Annotated in this window: 21 protein-coding genes; 15 read left to right on the forward strand and 6 right to left on the reverse strand. The window is 48.9% G+C overall.

The features are described from left to right. The first annotated feature begins 14 nt into the window (after window positions 1-14). Both JWJ90_RS12975 and JWJ90_RS12980 read left to right on the forward strand, forming a co-directional pair. A complete protein-coding gene (locus tag JWJ90_RS12975) occupies window positions 15-3,245 on the forward strand; it encodes an efflux RND transporter permease subunit (protein ID WP_205227655.1) in 3,231 nt (1,076 codons plus the stop codon). A gap of 46 nt (window positions 3,246-3,291) precedes the next feature. Next, on the forward strand, window positions 3,292-3,774 hold the full coding sequence (locus JWJ90_RS12980) for a hypothetical protein (RefSeq protein WP_205227656.1): 483 nt from the start codon (window positions 3,292-3,294) through the stop codon (window positions 3,772-3,774). A gap of 279 nt (window positions 3,775-4,053) precedes the next feature. Here JWJ90_RS12980 and JWJ90_RS12985 read toward each other — a convergent pair whose 3' ends face one another. After that, complete coding sequence (locus JWJ90_RS12985) at window positions 4,054-4,350, reverse strand: transposase (protein WP_420828915.1); 297 nt, start codon at window positions 4,348-4,350, stop codon at window positions 4,054-4,056. A gap of 478 nt (window positions 4,351-4,828) precedes the next feature. On the opposite strand from JWJ90_RS12985, the gene JWJ90_RS12990 reads away from it, so the two are divergent. Beyond that, window positions 4,829-5,605 (forward strand): hypothetical protein, encoded by a 777-nt coding sequence (locus JWJ90_RS12990; protein ID WP_205227658.1) that lies wholly within the window; start codon window positions 4,829-4,831, stop codon window positions 5,603-5,605. Window positions 5,606-5,637: 32 nt separating this feature from the next. Here JWJ90_RS12990 and JWJ90_RS12995 read toward each other — a convergent pair whose 3' ends face one another. The 3 genes from JWJ90_RS12995 to JWJ90_RS13005 all read right to left on the reverse strand — a co-directional run bounded on the left by JWJ90_RS12995 (window position 5,638) and on the right by JWJ90_RS13005 (window position 7,832). Beyond that, a complete protein-coding gene (locus JWJ90_RS12995; protein ID WP_205227659.1) occupies window positions 5,638-6,846 on the reverse strand; it encodes a tetratricopeptide repeat protein in 1,209 nt (402 codons plus the stop codon). Between the two features lie 281 nt (window positions 6,847-7,127). Beyond that, window positions 7,128-7,328 (reverse strand): cold-shock protein, encoded by a 201-nt coding sequence (locus JWJ90_RS13000; protein ID WP_205227660.1) that lies wholly within the window; start codon window positions 7,326-7,328, stop codon window positions 7,128-7,130. 255 nt (window positions 7,329-7,583) lie between these two features. Next, window positions 7,584-7,832, reverse strand: a complete 249-nt coding sequence (locus tag JWJ90_RS13005; RefSeq protein ID WP_205227661.1) for an RNA recognition motif domain-containing protein — start codon at window positions 7,830-7,832, stop codon at window positions 7,584-7,586. Between the two features lie 815 nt (window positions 7,833-8,647). Here JWJ90_RS13005 and JWJ90_RS13010 point away from each other — a divergent pair. From JWJ90_RS13010 to JWJ90_RS13040, 7 genes are all read left to right on the forward strand, one after another. Next, entirely contained in the window at window positions 8,648-9,916 is a 1,269-nt protein-coding gene (locus JWJ90_RS13010; RefSeq protein WP_205227662.1) for a DEAD/DEAH box helicase, read from the forward strand. Between the two features lie 129 nt (window positions 9,917-10,045). Beyond that, window positions 10,046-10,246, forward strand: coding sequence for a cold-shock protein (locus JWJ90_RS13015; RefSeq protein ID WP_205227663.1), 201 nt, complete (start codon window positions 10,046-10,048; stop codon window positions 10,244-10,246). A gap of 397 nt (window positions 10,247-10,643) precedes the next feature. Next, window positions 10,644-10,985, forward strand: a complete 342-nt coding sequence (locus JWJ90_RS13020) for a hypothetical protein (protein ID WP_205227664.1) — start codon at window positions 10,644-10,646, stop codon at window positions 10,983-10,985. Between the two features lie 370 nt (window positions 10,986-11,355). Then, on the forward strand, window positions 11,356-11,562 hold the full coding sequence (locus tag JWJ90_RS13025) for a hypothetical protein (RefSeq protein ID WP_205227665.1): 207 nt from the start codon (window positions 11,356-11,358) through the stop codon (window positions 11,560-11,562). Between the two features lie 207 nt (window positions 11,563-11,769). Continuing rightward, window positions 11,770-12,072: a hypothetical protein gene (locus JWJ90_RS13030; RefSeq protein ID WP_205227666.1), complete on the forward strand. Its 303-nt coding sequence runs from the start codon at window positions 11,770-11,772 to the stop codon at window positions 12,070-12,072. After that, window positions 12,062-12,328 carry a hypothetical protein gene (locus JWJ90_RS13035; protein ID WP_205227667.1) on the forward strand — a complete coding sequence of 89 codons (267 nt, stop codon included), beginning with the start codon at window positions 12,062-12,064 and terminating at the stop codon, window positions 12,326-12,328. The genes JWJ90_RS13030 and JWJ90_RS13035 overlap by 11 nt, the downstream gene beginning before the upstream one ends. Before the next feature lie 151 nt (window positions 12,329-12,479). Continuing rightward, a complete protein-coding gene (locus tag JWJ90_RS13040) occupies window positions 12,480-12,689 on the forward strand; it encodes a hypothetical protein (protein ID WP_205227668.1) in 210 nt (69 codons plus the stop codon). 374 nt (window positions 12,690-13,063) lie between these two features. Here JWJ90_RS13040 and JWJ90_RS13045 read toward each other — a convergent pair whose 3' ends face one another. Together JWJ90_RS13045 and JWJ90_RS13050 are read right to left on the reverse strand one after the other, a co-directional pair. Further along, a complete protein-coding gene (locus JWJ90_RS13045) occupies window positions 13,064-13,288 on the reverse strand; it encodes an SHOCT domain-containing protein (protein ID WP_205227669.1) in 225 nt (74 codons plus the stop codon). 133 nt (window positions 13,289-13,421) lie between these two features. Next, window positions 13,422-13,910 (reverse strand): hypothetical protein, encoded by a 489-nt coding sequence (locus JWJ90_RS13050; protein WP_205227670.1) that lies wholly within the window; start codon window positions 13,908-13,910, stop codon window positions 13,422-13,424. Window positions 13,911-14,214: 304 nt separating this feature from the next. On the opposite strand from JWJ90_RS13050, the gene JWJ90_RS13055 reads away from it, so the two are divergent. From JWJ90_RS13055 to JWJ90_RS13075, 5 genes are all read left to right on the forward strand, one after another. After that, window positions 14,215-15,951, forward strand: coding sequence for a PAS domain-containing sensor histidine kinase (locus tag JWJ90_RS13055; RefSeq protein WP_205227671.1), 1,737 nt, complete (start codon window positions 14,215-14,217; stop codon window positions 15,949-15,951). Beyond that, complete coding sequence (locus tag JWJ90_RS13060; RefSeq protein WP_205227672.1) at window positions 15,948-17,321, forward strand: sigma-54-dependent transcriptional regulator; 1,374 nt, start codon at window positions 15,948-15,950, stop codon at window positions 17,319-17,321. Before JWJ90_RS13055 ends, JWJ90_RS13060 begins: the two co-directional genes overlap by 4 nt. A gap of 322 nt (window positions 17,322-17,643) precedes the next feature. Next, on the forward strand, window positions 17,644-17,961 hold the full coding sequence (locus tag JWJ90_RS13065; RefSeq protein ID WP_275889110.1) for a response regulator: 318 nt from the start codon (window positions 17,644-17,646) through the stop codon (window positions 17,959-17,961). Continuing rightward, the gene (locus tag JWJ90_RS13070) at window positions 17,962-19,020 is read left to right on the forward strand and encodes a lysylphosphatidylglycerol synthase transmembrane domain-containing protein (RefSeq protein WP_205227674.1); all 1,059 of its coding nucleotides are present in this window, start codon (window positions 17,962-17,964) and stop codon (window positions 19,018-19,020) included. Window positions 19,021-19,022: 2 nt separating this feature from the next. Continuing rightward, on the forward strand, window positions 19,023-21,242 hold the full coding sequence (locus JWJ90_RS13075) for a glycosyltransferase (protein ID WP_205227675.1): 2,220 nt from the start codon (window positions 19,023-19,025) through the stop codon (window positions 21,240-21,242). The last annotated feature ends 133 nt before the right edge of the window (window positions 21,243-21,375 follow it).

Here is a 21,375-nt window from a genome sequence, read left to right on the forward strand (position 1 = left end):
GACGGGATTACGCCATGCTTGAAGCGCTCATCTCTTGGTCTATCCGTAATAAATTTTTGGTCGTCCTCGCGACCCTGTTCGTGATTCTCTCCGGCCTCTATTCCCTGAAAAACACGCCGGTGGATGCTATTCCAGATTTATCGGATGTACAGGTCATCGTGTTCACCAAGTATCCCGGGCAGGCGCCGCAGGTTGTTGAAGATCAGGTGACCTACCCTCTGGCCACGCGCATGCTTTCTGTCCCCGGGGCAAAGGTCGTTCGCGGCTACTCCTTTTTCGGTTCTTCCTTTGTTTATATTATTTTTGAAGACGGTACTGATATCTATTGGGCCCGTTCACGGGTACTGGAATATCTTAGTGCTAGTTCCTCGCTTTTGCCCAGCGGGGTGAATCCGACTCTAGGGCCCGATGCCACCGGTGTCGGCTGGATCTTTCAGTATACCTTGGAAAGCCAAAATCATTCCCTTCAGGAGTTGCGCTCGCTGCAGGACTGGTACCTCCGTTATGAGTTAACCGCGGTCGAAGGGGTCTCCGAGGTGGCGAGTATCGGGGGCTTTGTCAAACAGTATCAGGTTGCGGTGGATCCCAACAGGTTGGCAGCTTACTCCATTCCCATTACCGAACTCATGGAAGCGATCAAGCGGGCCAACCTTGATGTTGGTGGTGGCGCCATCGAGAGTGGTGAAACAGAGTTCATGGTCAGAAGCCGAGGGTATGTGCAATCCCTCAAGGATTTGGCGGATATTGTAGTTCGCGCCAGTTCCGACGGTACCCCGGTGCTTGTAAAGGATCTGGCCGAGGTACGTCTTGGTCCAGAGATGCGGCGGGGAATAGCCGAGTGGGACGGGCAGGGCGAGACCGTTGGTGGCATCGTGGTCATGCGTTTTGGCGAAAATGCTCTGGAGACGATCAAGCGGGTCAAAGCGAAACTTGAAAGCCTTAAAGCCGGATTGCCTGAGGGGGTAACGATCAAAACCGCCTACGACCGTTCAGATCTGATCGAACGCGCGGTGGTGACCTTAAAAGAAAAACTGCTGGAAGAGTCGGTGGTGGTGGCGGTGGTGACCTTGATCTTTCTTGGTCATCTACCCAGTGCTTTGGTTGCCATCTGTACCCTTCCGGTTGCTATTTTGCTTGCCTTTGTGATCATGCATGTCCAGGGAATCAACGCCAATATCATGAGCCTGGGGGGGATTGCCATTGCCATCGGGGCAATGATTGACGCGGCTATCATCATGATTGAGAACGCGCATAAGCATCTGGAGCGGGATCGTGGTCACAAACCCCATTGGCAGATTATCCTCAATGCGGCAAGCGAAGTCGGACCGACGCTGTTTTTCTCCCTACTGGTGATCACCATCTCCTTTGCACCGGTCTTCACCCTGACGGAACAATCGGGCCGCATGTTCAAGCCCCTGGCTTTCACCAAGACCTATGCTATGGGGGCGGCAGCCCTGCTGTCGGTGACCCTAGTTCCGGTTTTGATGGGGTGGTTTATTCGCGGCAAGATCAAAGATGAGCAGGCTAATCCCATTAACCGAATTCTGATCCGCCTCTATCATCCGGTGGTCGACTGGGTCTTGCAGTGGCGTAAACTCACCCTGCTGCTCACCCTTGTTGCTCTCCTCTCCATGCTTTGGCCGATATCACGCATCGGTTCCGAATTTATGCCGCCCCTCTATGAGGGGGACCTGCTCTATATGCCGACAACCTTGCCGGGGATCTCTGTGACCAAGGCCAAGGAGGTCTTGCAGCAGACTGATCGTATCATTCGTCAGTTTCCGGAAGTCGCCCATGTCTTTGGCAAAGTGGGGCGCGCTGAAACTGCCACTGACCCTGCCCCCATGATGATGCTTGAAACGACGATCATGCTCAAGCCCGAGAGTAAGTGGCGCAAGGTGGAGACGACCCGTTTTTACTCAGGCTGGCCAGAGGTGCTCGCCCCTGTGAAAAGTCTCCTGCGTTACCTGTTGCCTGAAGAATCTCCTATGAGTGTGGAGCAGTTGATCGAACGGCTTAATAACGCCATTCAATTTCCAGGACTGACCAATGCCTGGACCATGCCGATCAAAACCAGAATCGACATGCTCTCCACCGGTATTAAAACCCCGGTTGGCATCAAAGTTATGGGCAATGATCTTGCGGTTCTCAGCAAAATTGGGGAGGAACTCGAGGCGGTGGTGAGCACGGTGCCGGGTACTCTGAGTGCCATTGCCGAGCGTCCTCTGGGCGGTAATTATCTCAATATTGAAATCGATCGTCAGCGGGCAGCTCGTTATGGCATCAATGTCGGGGTGATTCAGGCGGTCATCCAGGCGGCCGTTGGCGGAATGCCGGTTGCAGAGACCGTGGAAGGGCTTGAACGCTACACCATCAACGTCCGGTATGACCGTGATTTCAGAAGCGATATCGATTCGCTTAAGCGTGTGCTTGTTCCCGGCCCCGGCAACCGCCAGATTCCTCTGGCGCAGCTGGCTGATCTCAGCATCAGCCATGGACCGGATTCGATCAAGAGTGAGAATGGTCGGCGGACGGTTTGGGTCTACGTCGATATTCAAGGCGTGGATATTGGCACCTTTGTCGCCGATGCCCGCAAGGCTGTTGATGCCCACCTGCAACTGCCCGCAGGCTATAACCTGGTCTGGTCCGGGCAGTTTGAATACATGGAAAAGGCCCGTGCTCGCTTACTGGTTATTATCCCCCTGACCGTGCTCATTATTTTCGTCATTATCTACATGAGCACAAAAAGTCTGCTCAAGACGGCCATCGTTTTTCTCGCCGTGCCTTTTTCCCTGGTTGGGGCTTTCTGGCTGCTCTATTTCCTTGGTTATCACTCCTCGATAGCCGTCTGGGTGGGGATTATCGCTCTGGCTGGGCTGGATGCCGAGACCGGGGTGGTCATGCTGCTCTATCTCGATCTGGCCTACCAGCGTTGGTTTCATCAGGGCAGAATGCGAAATCATGCAGATTTGGTGGAGGCGATCCATTTTGGCGCGGTGAAACGGATTCGTCCCAAGGTGATGACCATTGCAGTCATTATTGCCGGCTTGTTACCGATTATGTGGAGCCATGGGGCAGGAGCCGATGTGATGAAACGGATCGCCGCCCCCATGGTCGGTGGAGTGGTCACCTCGGGGATTATGGAACTCTTGGTTTATCCCGTTATTTTTTATATCTGGCGGAGCCATAGCCTGAGACAGGCAAAAACCGCCGGAGCAAACGAGCCTCTGTTGGAGGAAACCTGAAACTGTAAACGCTCCGATTGCGGAGCCCATTTTTAAGGAGAATACTATGAAACGGACATTAATAACCCTGATGAGTTGTGCTGCACTCAGCCTTCCCCTGAGCCTCTCTGCCGCTGAGCATGGAGAGCATCAAATGGCCATGGAGGGTAACGCTAACGCTTCCATGGAGATGATGGAACATGATTCCATCATGCTTGGGCAACAGACTGTGGAAGGTGTCAATGGTATGGCACATCTCAACGATGTCGGCGCTGTTATGGCGAAGATGGGAAAAGAGGAAAACTATCATTTCATGATGATGTTTAGTGATGCCAAGACAGGCGAGGCGCTGCATGAGGGCACGGTGGCAGTAAAAATCACCGGTCCGGGTGATACCCAGGCAGGAGCCGCAATCCCCTTGATGGGTATGGGAGGTCATTTTGGTGCTGATGTCGCCCTGCTGAAAAAGGGGGAATATCATTTCATGGTAGGAACCAAGCTGAGCGATGGCCAAAAGCGCCCCTTTGAGTTCAGCTATACCGTTCAATGATGTATTGATTAAATCCAGGCTAATCTCCCAGCTATGCTGGGAAGAATGAGAAAAGCTATGCTGTAGTATTTAAAAAAAATGCTCCTTCCAGGTAATCGGCACGATGCAGATATCGTGACCGGCCCAAGAAGGAGCACGCGATGAAAAAGACGTTAGCCCAGACAGCTTGGGAATGCAAATATAATGTGATGTGGATACTTAACCAAGCCACCAGGAACGCCAGCACGCTTGCTTCGCTTCCGACTCTCTGTCCATTCTTTTGGAAGATAGAGCCAGGCATCAACAAGCGCTGAGGATGATCCGTGAATCAACGATGCAAAGACACCAACCTGGCCAGTCGTCAACTTTTCCAAGGCGCCCGCACCATTGTCGTGCAACGCCAACAGACAGTTTGCCCTTCTTGGGGATGCTTGTTTCGTCAATGATCAACCCGCTATCCGGAGTGCCGCCGAGATGATTATCGCAGTCCAAAGCCACTTGATCCATGACTGGACGGTGATCCCAGGGAGATGTTGAAACGAAGTGCGGCAATGCCTGATATTCAGTGTTTGGAACAACCTCAATCATTCGTTCGATATTTTTAGAAACGGCTTACATGAGGTCGCTCAAATAGTTCAATGACTGCGCGACAACTGAACGAGTTCGAGTGACAAAGCAGAACTAGTGCAGTGTTCCAATTGACCCCAAACATTGATTTAGTCAAATCGGGTGTCTGAGTCTTGATGAAGAAATGTAGATATATATTTAATCTTGCCCAGGGTGAAGTTATTCGTAAGGCTCGAAAGTTTCTTATTTATGAGGCGAATTATGGTGTGAGGCCGTGTGAAAAGATGTAGTCTTTATTTACATCTTTTCACTTAAAAAAATCAGCCTTTGTCCTCACCAGGGTAAAGCCTATGTTGGGGGAACAATGGCGCTCATCAATCAACAAGCTTTCGCCGCCCGTGTCCGGGATTATATCTTCAATCCTTCCTGCTTTGAGCAAAAATTTTTCGATTCGTCACTGCATACCGTCACAGTGAGAGCTCCAGCTAAGTTCCATCAGGGGAAGAGCGTGCGGTTGTTAGACCTTCAGGGGCTCTGCTTTGAAGAGTACATTGAGCTTGTCATGATTCTTCTTGAACATGGCTATTACGCATTGCAGAAACCAGCCAGTCTTTCCGTGTACTGTGCAGCAATGGCGCAGGCTGTCCAAAAATTTGCCCAGCCTTTGGCTATCAACGATCCGGCCAGTTACATGGAGCCCCATTTTTTATTTCATGGCTTGGAGAAGGCAACCATCGCTGAAAGCGTAGCCCAGTGTGAGGAGAATGGTCGCATTATACATGAAACTTTGAAAATTCGGGCCAGCTATATGGCTCAATATGGAAAGAAAACCATACTCGGCAATGGGTTGATTCTGATGATGGAGAATGGGTTTGCCGAAGATAACTTGGGGATTTGCTGTTTTATCACAAAAGAAGATGAACCCAATCCTCATGGAGCTGGAAATAGCTATGCCGCTAAAGTCTCTTTTTTCCTTGATACTTCACGGATGGAGATCACGATTATCACCATACAAGGGCAGCATGTCATTAAAACGATGAAAAAACGAAGCCGGGACTATGCCCGCCTTGGGGCTCGGTTAAAAAGTGATCCGCGAAGCTATTTGCTTAAAAAAGTATGTGATATAGCAAAGTTGGCCGGGTATAAACGAGTAAGAGTCATCAGGCCGGAGGCGCACCCCATGACCATCGATCAACATGGTGGCTTTGTGGCCCGCTATGATAATCTGATTCGTGAACGGGGTATTGATCAAGAGAATGGGTGTTACCTGGAAGCCAATTTGTAGCTATTGGAAGACTGCTCCTTGCCCATTCTTGTCTAGGCCTGTGGCTCGGGTGTCAATAATCTGAGAATCCACAAATCTCCATTTAACCATTCATCATACTCCCATCGCAAAGGTGCAGATTCGTAGGACAGTATATCCCAACCGGTTTCTGAAGCAGCCTGTCGAATGTATCCTGTCGAGTAGGCAAAACGACCGCTTGGTTGCAAGCTGTACAACGTTCCATTCAAATGTTCAGTTGAAAAACAGAATAAGGCATGATCTGTGGCAACTGCCCGGGCGAGAGTAAAAATCGGTACGAGATCCCCAGCATAAATGAAAACATCTGTAGCAAGAAAGAAATCGTAGGTCTCGTCAGTTGTTGTTAGATGCTGAACAATAGAATTATGATGGATTTGAGTGTAGCATCCTTTCCCAAACGCTTGATCGATCATGTTCTCTGAGAGATCTACCCCGTCAAGAGTCTCGACCATTTTTTGGAAAACAAGACCCCCCAAGCCTGTACCGCAGCCAAGATCTAATCCATGGAGACAACGTTCCTTGCTTGCATTGCTCCGAATGAAACAGTCATACAGTTGTTGCGGGTTATTATATCCCAATTCAACGACGAGGTTGTGTTCGAAATCATTGGCATAACTATTGAAAACGTCGTGGATATACGAGTCAGGGGCGTGATCAAGTGGAACTCCCTGCAACGCTGCTAAGATATAACCAATGGACTCGTCTTGGGGCTGTTTTTGCAGAACTTGCTTGTAATACCCAATGGCCAGATCATAGTCTCCTCCTCTGTGGTGCACGGCGGCCAGATTGGCTATTGCGGGCATAAAGGCAGGCTGCAGTGTAAGAGTACGCAGGTAGCAGGCGATGGCTTGTTCGTCTTCATACTGATCTCGATAGCAATTTCCAAGGCTGAAGAGGCTGTCAAAATGATTTGGCTCCTGGTTCAATATTCGCACATGGGTATCGATCGCCGCCGTATAATCTCCAATTTTTTTTTGACAAAGAGCGAGGTTATAGAGGGTATCGATGTCTTCTGGTTCATATATCGCCGCTATAGAAAATTCGTTCAGGGCCTGAACGAATTCAGCCTGTTGGAAATAGACCAGACCAAGGTTATAACGTAATGGTGGATAGTTTGGGTGAAGATTGATGAGGTGCTGATACTGGGAACGGGCTTCCTTTAAAAGCCCGTTATCATAGGCCATACAGGCAAGATCAAAAGATCCTTGAGATAATTCATCCATGTGGGGGAGACAGTGCCATTGAAGGGGGGAGGGGGAAACAATGAATTTTTAGTGAAGAACAGATTGTTGCTACTCAGGGGGGGGGGCCATATGGGGGGGCGTAAGTCGAGTAACTGTCCTTTTGGGGAAGTGAATGCATATCATTTGCCTGACTCGAAGCAAAGGCAACGTGCGTTCACTTTTGAGCAACTTTTTCTCTTTCGCGTTTTATCGTTTTGGCATACGCAAACAACAAACCCCACGTGGTGTAGGGTTTGTTGGCTATGGCGATGTCTTAACGATCAGATCTTCACGACATTTTGAGCCGACGGACCCTTGGGGCCATCTGTCACCTCGAAGCTCACGCGCGCACCTTCTTCAAGAGATTTGAACCCGCTCCCCTGAATGGCAGTATGGTGTACAAACACATCTTTGCCACCGTCTTGCTCGATAAAACCAAATCCTTTTGAATCGTTAAACCATTTTACAGTTCCTTCCGCCATTATAACTACTCCTTGTCATTGTGTGCATAGAGCGCACAGTTTTGTGGCTGACCCTTGTGGGAGGCCAGCCGTGATGCACCGCATTATCAAAAAGTTTGCGGCAATATAAGTATCTTTCAAGCTCATCTCATTCCCTGGCTTGTCCTGGGAAAACAAAGACGTTGGTAGGTTGGTATAAACGTGTTCATCAGGTGACTAACTGACATGCACGTAAGCAGATTGAGATGTTGTAAAAATTATCTACGTCGTTGGTCTTTATTTTAACGGGGGTTTAGCCTCATTGCAGACAAGCTTGCGGTATTTGTATTCCTTGCCGTTTAAACCATCCATGGCTTTGTGACCTTCAGAGCGAGAGGACATCTCGACAAAACCAAATCCCTTGGATTCACCGGAAAAGGGATCTGTAATAAGTTTGACACTAACGACACTGCCAACGTGGCCAAATAACTCAGATAGTTCCGATTCAACAATATTATAGGGAAGGCTACCAATAAAAAGTTTCATGCTCTTTCTCCCGAGGTGATAAGCAAAAAACTTATTGGGTATCTAAGGATATGAAATTATATAGGAAGATATCAAAAAATGAGGATGCTGTTTTTTGAAAGGTAAAATAAAATACAATATTAATTTTAATATTACAAGTTGATAATTTTTACTCCTTAGGTGCTGGGTAAGTGCAGTCTAGGCGTGTTATTTGCTGACGGCAAATATTGAGAAGCGATGGACCAGAATAATTTCGGAGAATAGCGTGGATGATGCGTTGTGTGATCTATAAAGTTGAGCATTGAGAATTATTAGCTTGTGGTATTAAAATTTATGGTGTAGTGTTCAATTTATCAACTCAAATAGCATCCTTTTCTTTTTTGATATCTTACGTTATAATTCCATATCCTTAGATGCCTTAAAAGTTTTTTGCTTATCACCTCTGCAGGATCAAGAGCATTAACTTTTTACTGGCACTCTTCCATATACTATTTTCGAATCCAAATATTTCTCACTTTGTAAACATCGAAATCTTGTCTGTAATGAGCAAGGTAGCTGGTCAAGTGAAACCTGCTGTACAGATATCTTTTTGTTCTCTCCCTTTTTACCAATATTTTAATCTGAGTACGTGCCTATCAGACATTGAACTGATAAACACGCAGACATCGGCCTTTCATTGATCGATTTTTGCGCGCACGATTTTACTGCTGCACCAGCAGCAGGTCATATATATATTTTTTCAGCGATTAACAGCAATTTTTTCCAGAGATCCTGCGTTGCAACAATGTGCAGTGAACTGATCATGGACGTAAACGATGTTGATTGCAGGAGTAGTAATGAGTTTTAACGATTTTAATTTTACCCCCCATATTTCCCGAGCAATCCAAACATGCGGCTTCGTCACCCCCACCCCCATTCAAAAGCAGGCAATTGGTTCCATTCTTGAGCGGCGAGATCTTTTGGGGCTGGCCCAGACCGGGACCGGAAAGACTGCGGCATTTATTTTGCCGACCGTGCAACATCTCATGGCAACCTCTGGAAAACACGTCAAAACATTGATTATCGCTCCGACTAGAGAGTTGGCCGAACAGATCAATGATTTTACCCGTAGCATTATCAAGGGCACCCGATTGAGAAGCATGGCTATCTACGGAGGCGTCAGCAAGCAGGGGCAGATGAAGAGGCTTCGCCAGGGAGTCGATATTGTTGTTGCCTGCCCGGGACGTCTTTTGGATATCCTCAACAGCAAGGCGATCGACCTGAGCCAGGTTGAGACCTTGATCCTTGATGAGGCTGACCACATGTTCGATAAGGGATTCCTCCCCGATATTCGCAGAATATTGCGACAGCTCCCCAAGGAGAGGCAAACGCTGGTATTTTCAGCAACAATGCCAAAAGAAATCAGGCATCTTGCCGAAGATATCCTCAATGATCCGGTGACGGTACAGATCAACCCTAGTCGATCGGCCAAAAGTGTTTCCCACAGACTTTATACCATCGGACAGGAGCAAAAAACCGCATTGCTTCTTCATCTGCTCGACCGTGAACAGATGGAAACCATCCTGGTTTTCACCCGAACCAAACACAAGGCAAAGAGCCTGGCTCTTAAACTGGAGAAATCGGGTTTCAAAGCCACCTCGTTGCAGGGGAACCTTTCTCAGGGGCAACGAAAGCAGGCGCTGGATGGCTTTAAAAAGGGAAGATTTAACATCCTCGTCGCCACGGATATTGCCGCACGGGGCATTGATGTCACCGGTATCTCCCATGTTATCAACTATGATATGCCGGATACTGCCGAGGCGTATATCCATCGTTCCGGTCGTACCGGCCGGGCTGCCTGCACCGGTGAGGCTCTTAATTTTGTCACCAAAGAGGATGCCCGGATAATTCGCACCATTGAGCGATCCCTTGAAGGAAAAATGCGGCGTCAACCCGTTGATCCGGATGTCCAGGCTTCTCGTCCCGCTCAATCGGAGTGCCGCTCTGACAATTCAAAGCATCGGTCGACCGGTACAAAAACAAAAACAGCATCAAGTTCGCGGCGTTCGCGAAGTCGCCGCCCTCAGAGATCCGATATTTTCGGTTTTTCTGGCCAGGCCAGGTGATGAACGAAGCCGCAATATAAACATCTCACCGCATAATCCTTTTGATTATGCGGTGTGTTACCACAGGTCCAAATTGGGCCAGCACAGAATTGTGTGCCGAGTGCGCACAACGAACAAGGAGTAGTTATTATGTCTGAAGGAACTGTAAAATGGTTTAACGATTCAAAAGGATTTGGTTTTATCGAGCAAGACGGTGGCAAGGATGTGTTTGTGCATCATACTGCCATTCAGGGGCACGGGTTCAAATCCCTTGAAGAGGGAGCACGCGTAAGCTTCGAAGTGACCGATGGCCCCAAAGGTTCGTCGGCACAAAATGTCTTGAAGTGCTGATCGTTCAGTCCTCGCCGTATATCCCCCCCATCAAGGGGGGGCTCATTCTACCGTTGGTACGCCAACTGGTCATCTTACTGTATTCTCTTTTGCATCAGGAAGAAGGCAAATTATTGCGCACGAACCTACGGCTCTTTATTAAAGGGCCGGGTGAATTGGCTACGGCGTGGTGAGTCGAGCAAACATTCGACCAATTCTCTGTCCCTTCTTCTCCCCCCTTCAAATAGAGAGACCACATCCCCTTAGGGGCACGTTTGACTGGAACGAAGTGCTTTAGCGCTCCCCAACTTTGATCCATTTTGAAAACATTCTGAATTTGTTCAGTGAGTTCTGTTTACGTGAGGACTCCTCCATATCGTTGATCAGGCTTTTTAACGTTTACGATAAAACAACGGACATGGCCGCTCTGATTTGGGTCGTCTTTCGAGGTACGATCTGGGCTTTACGCAACATGTTCAGCATACGGAGCGAGGAGCTCGCCGGATTTTCTTTACTCGCCTATCTGGATAGCCTCATCCAAGGCAACCATACTGCCCCTGCTCCAAGTTCGGGCTTCATTGCCGAAATGCTGCATCTGATGAAAGGAATCAGGGGGCTGGCCGACCTCAATACCGAAAAAGCACCTGAATTCCGCAACCATGGTGGCAGGATTGCGGTTACAATGCGTTCTTCCGATTTTTCAAGCATGGCCCGCAAGGCGCAGGAATGTATCAACATGGATGATGAACTCATCCGGTAGCGTAGCGCAAACAAGCAGCGGCTTTCTCAATACTTTCAGATTAGCGATCTGGAATGGTACGACTGGAGCTGGCATATCCGGTATATCATCCGCAGCCCCGAGGTGCTTGGCGAGCTGATCGTCCTTTCCGAACAGGAACGGACCGCCATTACCATGGCTCGAGCACAGGTGATTCCGTCAATGCACTACGTGAGTCGAGTGCGTGAACTGCGGTAGGAGGAGCCGGGCTGCAGCCACGATTTCATGGGTGAGGGGGATAATCCCCATTGACGGCATCACTCGTCGTTATCCCGGCATCGTTATTCTCAAGCCGGTACTGACCTGACCCCAGATCTGCGTCTATTGCCAACGGAACTGGCAGACCCAGGATGTGCTTTTACCGGATGCAGCCCAGGGAAAAGAAAAACTCGATCAAGCCCTGCAGTGGATCGAGAAGATCAAGGAGATTTTGGTCACCGGTGGCGACCCGTTGATTTTTTCCGACGAACGGCTGGAGATGATCCTCAGCCGTCTGGCGCAATTGGTGTGTGTGCTCTGGCTCCGCATTGGTACCCGCACCCCGGTGACCTTGCCGTAGCGGATTACCGAGTCCTTAGGAATCTTGAATAATTGCTTTTTCTGCCAATTCCGCGGAGTCTGGCGCTTACCTCGTCATGCTTAAAATTTTATCCTCGGAGGTAAGCGAATACTCCGATATCACGTATATGCCTGCGATAAAATTTTGCGCAATCCTCGGCCTTGATTGAAAAATCTAATTATCTTTCACGAATCCGGACGACGGGAGATGATAATTATCACCCACTTTGAGCATCCGACCGAGATAACGTGCGGGGCAATGCAGGCGGCGCAACGTTTCCGCCTTTTCGGTATCAGCGTCTATAACCAGATGGTGTTTACCTACTACAACTCTCGTAAATTCAAGGCGGCAACTCTGCGGCAAAAGCTGCGTTTGATAGGCGTGATCCCCAATTACACCTTCAACACCAGGGGCAAAGAAGAGACTGACGATTACCGGGTACCGATTGTCCGTCTGCTGCAGGAGCAGCAGGAAGAGGCCAAGGATCTTGCCCGGAATCGTGCGCACTGACGTGACCGTATTTAATGTGCCACGCTTAGGTAAAAATTATCTCCTTGCCAGCCAGAACCGGGATCTGATCACGATTTTGCCAGATGGACGCCGGGGCTACGAGTTTCACCCCTGGAAGAAAAAGATGGCTCTCATGGACACCTACATCTACACCGATGTTTCTATTCACGACTACCTCAAGCGTCTCCAGCGGGACGGAGAGAAAATCGCTGATTATAACTCAATCTGGGACTATTATTCGTGTTCCTTGCGCTAGAAGATTTACCCACGTCAAAGTATCAGCAGCTAAGATCTTCCGGAAAATCTCACTGGTGTCTCCGCTTGTCCTCAGACGATGGGCAGGTTGAATACCTCCACAGGTAGACTGGCCAGAAAACCCCTATATACATTGCAATCATAAGGAAAACATGCAAAAAAATAATGAATTGACTCAATGCGAACAAGAAATATTACATCGGCTGGGATTTTATGAGGATAGAGCTTTGCACCAACTCATGATCGAACTTCGCCATAAGATTGGTATCAAGCCGAGCGAAGTTTTTGGCGCTATGGATTTTGCCAACAACAACGGGCTTGATGTCAAGTCGTTCCTTAGTTCGCTTCGAGAGCGTGCATAAACTGTTGCCTCGCCTCAAAGAACTGACCTGGTACTGAAAAAATGGACACAAAAGAGCTGCTCAGAAAAAAATTTGCAATCCCGAAAGCAGGTGATTTTTCCTACCCTACGGGTAAGGTGGGGCTGCAGCTGGGGCTGAACAACGGATCCTTCTCGGCATCAGAAAACTCATGGAGCAATTTTCGATAGACCTCCAGGATTGATGAAAAGGCAGATCAGCTTCGTACCAAAGGCCAAACCTCAGTTTGTTGCCAAAGAGCTTGGTATTGGCCATGTCATTCTTAGATATTGCTTGAGTTTGGCGGAAGGCGAAGGCGAACCCAGCCACCCTTCAAGGTGGCTGGCTCCTGTATGGGAACTTCAACGAAAGAAAGCTCAACCTCGCGCCAGGATTTTGCGAAGGCGCTGATACTCTTCCTCGCTGATTTCACCACGAGCCAGCCTTGCATCAAGAATCCTGAGAGAATCCTCGGTATCACGATCTTTCGGTGTAGAGGATTTGTTGGCAAAGAAAATTTTGTAAATAATTGTAATAAATAAAAAAAGTAAAAATATATTCAAGAGTCCACCAAACAGACCGCCTCCCATAAAATGTCCCATGAACGTGCCTCCCATTAAGTGATCTTCCCACCCTGTCAAACAGGTCCTCACGTGTTCGAACATAGTTTCTCCTCAATGTCCGCAAAATGGGGTTGCGGAAAACACTCTTTACGCAACCCCATGTACGCTTTCATTACATGTGGTGATTTGAGCCGCCGTTCATATGCTGGTTGCTTCCAGTTCCCTGCATGTGATGACCGCCATATCCTTGCATATGATTATACCCACCTTCACCATGCATCATTGAGTCGTGCATGGCCCTGTGCCCTCCATAGCCCATCATGCTGCTGCTATAGTCGCAATACTGGCTGCCCATTGCCCAACCGTGGCCCATGGGGGCAATCTTGTATTCCAGGGCTTTTTGGCGCAGCGTATCCCGTTCTTTGCTAATTTTTTCACTCAGAGTGCGAATGCGGCTGGTATCCGGGGTGTTTGCATGCATGAGTGCTCGCAGTTCAGCGTGATCTGCGGCCAGCGTGGAGCGCAGGGTTGAGGTCTGCTCCAAGAATGCCTGCTGATCGGCTGAAGTGGTGGCTGTTGTGTTGGTTGATGCAGCATAGGCTCCAGTGCTGACAACAGCGGCGGCAAAGAGCATTCCAGTAATCATATTCATTTTTTTCATGATGTTTTCCTCCGTGGATTGAAAGAGATGTGTTGGATGTCCTTGTTACAGCATGTGTCGTGCCAAAAAAAATATATATGTAATATATGGCTGAATTTACATTTAAAATTACAGTATTTTTCTCTGTAGCTTGAAAGTAGGATTGCGAAAATTGGGCTGAGTGTCTAATTTTTAGTCGTCTTGAAGCTGGACGACGTCTAAATATTAACCGTTATGACTTGGCACCTCATCGCAACCACCAACGAGGTACGATCGATTTATGAATAGAAGAAAGTTATATGCACCCTCTTGGATGATTATCGGCATGAGCCTGGTGCTGATGGTGGTCGTGCTACTGATGGGAGGGATGAGTTATCAACGCGAGAGACAATCCCTGACAGTCCTGCTCAAAGAAAAAGGTGCTGCTGTAATTCAGGTTTTCGAAGCCGGAGCGAGAACCGGGATGATGGGCCTTTTAGGAAATCAGGCACATCTCCAGACCCTGCTGGAAGAAACAGCTCTGCGATCAGATACACTCTATATAACCCTGGCTGACAAAGAAGGGCGAATTTTGGCTAAGAGTGATCAGGAGCAGGTTGGAAAAACGATGACCGATTATGGCGTCCGTGCAGATTTTCAGCCCGGGGAAGTGGTGCAGTGGCGTATTCGTACAGATGCGATTCGAGGGGAAGTCTTTGAGGTGTATAAGCGATTTCTCCCAACAAGGGATCATGGAGGCGGCTTACACCATCGTTGGCATCTGCATGGTTCGATCTCACCTGAAAAAATGGAGTGTTCACCAACCTGGATGGGGGGGGCTACACAAGAAAAGCTGTACAATGTCGAACAGCCACCAACCATTATCATTGGCATGGATATCAAGCCCTATCAAAGAGCCATAAATGATGAGATCCGGCACAATTACATCATGGCAGGTATCATTTTTCTTGTTGCCCTGGCGGGTGTTGTTTCGCTCTTCTGGACCCAGAGCTACTTGAAAAACAGACGTATGCTGGATGATACCCGTGCCTTTGCTGCTGAAATAGTGCGGAGTCTACCCGTGGGGATGGTGGTGGTGGGGAAAACCAAGAGAGTGCTCTATATCAATGAGGTCGCCTGCTCTCTGCTCTCCGTGACACGGTCCTTGGCTGAAAAAAAGTCATTGGACCAACTACTTCCTGCGCAGCTCGTGCCTCTTCTGAGCGAAGAACGCCCAGCCACTGCAAGGGATGGACTTGAGATCACTTTGAACCGGGAGCAGCAGGAGCCGGCAGTGGTCCAGGTCCGTACCTCCACCGTACACAGTGAAGAGGGGCACTCTCTAGGATTCATGTGTATTCTTCAAGACGTCACCCAACTCCGAGCCCTGGAACGCGGTCTGCGCCAAAAGGAAAAACTGGCCGCCATTGGTGACCTGGCTGCAGGCATTGCCCATGAAATACGAAATCCCCTCAGTTCGATTAAGGGCTATGTGACGTATTTTGGGAGTCTTTTTGACAAAGGCAGTGAAAACAGGGAGGCCGCCGCCATTATGGCCGGTGAGGTGGACCGGGTCAATCGGGTCATTTCTGAACTGCTGGAGTTTGCCCGTCCTTCAGATCTCAAGATCAAACCCACCAATTTGCAAACCCTTATTGACCATGCCCTGCGCATTACAAGTCATGATTTGCAGGGAGCCGGGGTGGAGGTCAATTTGCAGTATCCGACCGAGCCTCCCATTCTCGATCTTGATCCCGATCGTATGACGCAGGTGCTCCTGAATCTCATCATCAATGCCGCACAGGCTATGCCTGATGGCGGCAGACTCTCCATATCCGTGCAGCAGGAAAACAGTGGACTGAAACTGATGGTAGCCGACACTGGAAAGGGGATCTGCGCAGAGGAAAAAAATAATATATTTAATCCCTACTTCACCACCAAGAAAAACGGTACAGGGTTGGGGCTGGCTATCGTCTATAAGATCGTCGAGGATCATGGAGGGCGTATTGCAGTGCAGAGTACCCCAGGAGAGGGAACAACCATCTCCCTTCATCTTCCCGCGCAAAAGAGAGATGCAGCATGAAGAAAAAAGGAATGATTTTAGTTGTTGATGATGATGCGGCGCACCTCCAAATGCTGAAAACCGTGCTGGGTAGTCTTGGCCACAAGGTTGCCACAGCCACCGACGGCAGTGAAGCCATCGACTATGTTCAGGAACAATCTTGTGACCTCATTCTCATGGATGTACGCATGACCAATGTGGACGGCATTGAGGCGCTGGCCCAGATAAAGGAACGCAACCCTTCCATTCCGGTCATCATCATGACCGCCTACTCCTCGGTGGATACGGCGGTGGAGGCCATGAAACTCGGAGCCTATGATTATCTGACAAAACCGCTTAATTTTGAGGAGATGCAACTCATTATCAGCCGTGCTATGGAGCATCTTCAGCTCGCCCAGGAGAATCATTCGCTTAAGCAGCAGATGGGGCTAACGCAGGGATTTACAGAGATAATCGGTTCCAGCGCGGCCATGGGTAAGGTTATCGAAATGGCACGTATTGTCGCTCCCACCGAGGCAACCGTCCTGATCACCGGGGAAAGCGGCACGGGAAAGGAACTCTTTGCCAAGGCAATTCACACCAACAGTGAACGCAAAAAACAGTCACTGGTCACCGTCAACTGTGCTGCCCTGACCGAAACCTTGCTTGAATCGGAACTCTTTGGTCATGAGAAAGGGACCTTTACCGGTGCGGATCGACAACGTAACGGACGTTTTGTCCAGGCCAATAAGGGAACCATCTTTCTTGATGAAGTGGGGGAAATACCGCTGGCCATGCAGGCAAAAATACTGCGAGCCATCCAGGAACGGGAGATTCAACGGCTTGGCAGCGATGAGGTTCAGCATGTGGATGTGCGCATTATTGCCGCGACCAATCGTGATCTACAGGAAGAGGTCCACAAGGGAACTTTTCGTGAGGATCTCTATTACCGGCTCAATGTGATGAATCTCCACATTCCTCCCTTACGGGAGCGTATCACGGATATTCCTCTGCTGGCCCAGCATTTTCTGAAGAAATATGTAGAGAAAAACAGAAAAGATATCAAGGGATTCAGCCCGGAAGCCATGGCTATCCTCACCCACGCTCCCTGGCCCGGTAATGTTCGGGAGTTGGAAAATGTGATCGAGCGTGCCGTGATTTTGGCTATGAATCCCTACGTGGAAGAGAATGATTTGCCGCATACTTTAACCTCAACGATCACTTCTGGGGCAGACGATACCGAAGGAGTAGGGGGGCTTGGGGGAAAATCTCTGGAAGAGATTGAGAGCCTGGCTATTCAACAAACCCTGGAGAAGACTGGGGGCAATAAGACTGAAGCAGCAAAACTCCTCAATATCACCAGGACAACGCTGAATAATAAATTAAAAAAATATAATATTTTTAACGAGTGAAGCAGGGCTTTTTTCGCGAAAAGCGATTCCTGGATGATTGGTGTCTGCAGGGCTTTAATCTGTTTCACTCAATCGCGAAAACTGACGTATTTTTTCTCCTATTCGAGGATAAGGACGCATGCTGACAATGCCAACGAATGTTCACATCGAGCATGTACTTCCAGAGTGTCACAAAAAAAAATTGCAAGTAGCTGTATTGCGACACCTTGCAGGTTACAACTGTGGGGTAGTATCCCGACCAGAATGTTGAGAGTATGTCCAGGCGTAACTACCTGCACAGCATTATAAAAATCAGCAGATCAATGGTGGAGATAATTATGACCTGATCGTACTTGACCTTATGCGGCCTTCTTTCAGTGGGATCGAGAACTTAAGAGAAATGCGCCCGGCAGGGATAACACCCCCTATCCTGATTCTGACGGCAAAGGGTGATGTTGAGGATGAGGTAGCTGGCATGGATATTGGATTGGATGATCTTCTAGTTAAACTCTTTCCTTTGGCAGAAATCCTGGTGCGGATAGGTGCATTACCGAGGGGAGTTGCTGCTGGCTTGGTGAGGCGCGGTTTTGCTCAAGCCCAATCAACCTGCAGCAAGATCGAAGAACCTGTTCAAAAGTTCCGCAAAGCGAAAAACGTGTAAATGATGCAACGATCCGAGCAAACTCCCTTATTTTTCTCTCGAAAGGTAATCGGCTATCTAGGACTGGCGGGGCTTTTTTTCACCTTGTCGTTTTCTACGCTGTATTTTGTTCACCACTATTTTGCCGCAGGGGAACTCCACATACCTTCCAGTTTCCTTGAACCCGGTGTCGTCGGCTTGCTGGGCATGCTTCTGGTTTCCTATTTCCTGGCAGACGGCTTGCGGCTGTATTGTGTGATTCGGGGGATGGGATTTCGCATCCCCTTTGCCCATGTCGTCAAACTTGTCTTCGTCAATATTTTTGTTTCCAACGTCACCCCCTTTGCAACCGGGGGAGGTGTCGTCCAGGTCTATTTCATGAAGCAGAAAGGTATGCCGGTTGGGGAGGCGACGGCAGCCACAACGATTCGTACCATTCTGGCGGCCCTCATCCTGTTCACACTCGCACCCATCATCATTTGGGCCGAACCGAATCAATTTCGCCTGCTTGTTCACCACAACATTCTCTACGGTATTACAGGGGTTTCCTGTGGTTATCTGATTTTTTTCTGGATTATTCTCAACAGGCATCGGCTTATCAAACGCTGGGTCTTCCGATGTCTGTATCTTCTTCATAGGAAAAAAATTCTGTCGAGAGATCGGTTCAGGGGGTGGTTTTTAATGGGGTCCCGAGAGTTGAACCTGTTTTCCAACGGTTTTAAACGCTTTTTCAGAACCAGTCCTGGCTGGGCGAGCCTTTCGGCAATCTTTACAGCGCTTTTCCTGCTGCTCCTCTTTTCATTTTCCGTGGTGCTGGTGCGGGCATTGGGATACAAGACTCCCGTTTTGACTCTACTGGCCATCCAGTTGGTGGTGACCTTTTTCATGTATTTTGCCCCCACACCGGGGGCGGCAGGTGTAGCCGAGGGTGGGTATGGGTTACTGTTCGCGCAACTGGTGCAAAACAAGGATCTCGCGTTACTGACTCTGTCCTGGCGATTTTTCACCATTTATGTAGGTGTCGTGATCGGCATTATAGTGATCTTCACCGAAATTTTTCAGCGCACAAAGGCAGAGTGACAATGAAGCGTAGAAATAAACTGACGCTCTACCTTATTGCAACCTTGTTCCTCATGGCAGTTTTGATCGGCTACCGAGTCTCTCTCTTTATTCATGAGAAGGATTACCAGGCCCTCAATGCGGAAAATATCGAACGAATCGAGACTCGTCTCCAAGGCAGAAGCAGTTACCGATTTGCTGTTGTCGGCAATATCAGAAATTCCATGCGGATTTTTGAGCGACGCATCTCTCCTCTCATACAAAGCAGCGGCGCGGATTTTTTGATATCTCTGGGGAACGCGGTGTACGACGGTGCCGAGGGGAAATATCGTTTGTTATACCGTGGTCTCAGGAAAATGGACATTCCCTACGTGCTGGCCGCCGGGCATAATGAGGTCGAAGATTTTGGAACTGAAAAATTTTATCATCATTTCGGCCCCTACTTTTTTTCTTTTCATCTGGGGAAAAGCTCTTTCATTTTTCTCGATTCCACCGGACAAACATCGTGGAAATGGCAGATGCGCTGGCTCAGGCAGGAATTGACACTGGCGCAACAATACACAAATTGCTTTGTGTTTTTGAATCATGCACTTTTTCCCTTGCCAGGCTTCGACCCGGACGAGACACATTATGTTCTTGATGCGGCATTGAGCCGGGAATTACGCCAGCTGTTTTCTCGCAACCGGGTGACTGCTGTTTTCTCAACCGGCTATCCCACCTATCACGAACGTCTTGAACAAGGGGTAAGATATATTATCTCGGGCGGTGGCGGTGGCCTGCTCTTCGATCGACAAGAGCCTTACCAGATTGCAAGCGTTGTCGTGGGGCCAGATCAGCCTACGTTTGCGAACATTGAGGCCAGCGGACGCTTGGGGACGCTCCGCGAAAAGCTGGAGACCTTGAAACTGTACCTGCATTCTTTGTTTTATATCGGTCTTTTCAATGGGTTGCTGGTTTTGGCTCTAACCAGTCTGGTGGCGTTGAAACTTTACTCGCTGATTTTGCGTCAAGAGAGTTTGTACAGGGATTTCAGCGTCGACGAAACAGCGCTGTCGCAAAAAACGCTTCACGTGGCCATGTTCACCAATAACTACCTGCCATTTATTGGTGGCGTTCCCCTTTCCATAGATAGACTTTGCCGGGGACTCGTGCAACTTGGAGAAGTGGTAAGGATCTTCGCGCCCAACTACCCTGAAGCACAGAGTGACCCAGAAGACCCCCATGTCGTCCGCTGTCCCGGATTGTTTAACCTGCGCCTGGCCGAGTTTCCTCTCGTCAATGTCTTTTCCCGTAGGATCAAAGCGGAATTCACAATAGGTGAATACGACCTGGTTCACGTGCACCATCCCTTTTGGCTCGGGAAAAAGGGGATGCACCTTGCAAAGAAACGGCGCCTGCCCGTGGTCTTTACCTACCACACCCGGCTGGAACGATATACGCACTATATCCCTTTTCCGGGCACGGCACTGAAAAATCTCGCGGCACATGTATTGATCAAGCGTTTCGCTAACCATTGTGACGCCATTATCACGCCCACGCCCTCAACCGAGATGTACCTACGTAACTTGGGGGTCAACGCTCTTATCGAGACCATCCCCACCGGCATTGATATGGAAAACTACAAATGCTGGACGTCGCAACAGATTCAGGCTTTGCGAAATCAATACGCACCATCTGATGTTCCCCTCCTGATTAGCGTTTCACGCATGGCCAGGGAAAAGAATCTCGACTTCCTGATCGATGGACTCGCAAAGGTAAAAAAATTGTTTGGTGGCCCATTTAAATGTTTGTTAGTTGGGGATGGTCCGGAGAAGAAACGACTTAAGGAGAAAGCTGGCGCGCTCGAATTAGATGAGCATGTCATTTTTACAGGAAATCTGGCTCCTCAAGTCGTTGCCTTGTATTATCTTGCCGCCGACCTTTTTGTTTTTGCCTCAACCTCGGAAACGCAAGGGATGGTCCTGATCGAGGCCATGGCTGGCGGATGTCCCGTGGTCGCAGTGCGAGCCAGCGGGGTCCACGACGTGGTGAGAGATGGATATAACGGTATGATGGTCGCTGAAAGCACTGAAAACTGGGCAGAAGGGGTAACCTCTCTCTTAAAAGACCGCCATCGGTTGTCTGATTTGTCGAAAAGCACTCAGATATTTGCACAGGAGTATGCAGAAGAAAAGATCGCGGCAAAGGTTCTTAGCCTGTACCGACGTGTGATCGTCCTTGGAAAGGACAAAAAAGAACTCTGAAAAAGTCATCTGCCAAAAGCAAATGGAAACAACTTTACTCCTGAATCCGTGAACATTCATCGGTATGTCAACTTCGTTGTTTGTGGCATGCCTGTGAATATTGTGAAACGATCGACCACCTCTGAACTGTATG

Source organism: Desulfobulbus rhabdoformis, from assembly GCF_016919065.1.
GTDB lineage: Bacteria > Desulfobacterota > Desulfobulbia > Desulfobulbales > Desulfobulbaceae > Desulfobulbus > Desulfobulbus rhabdoformis.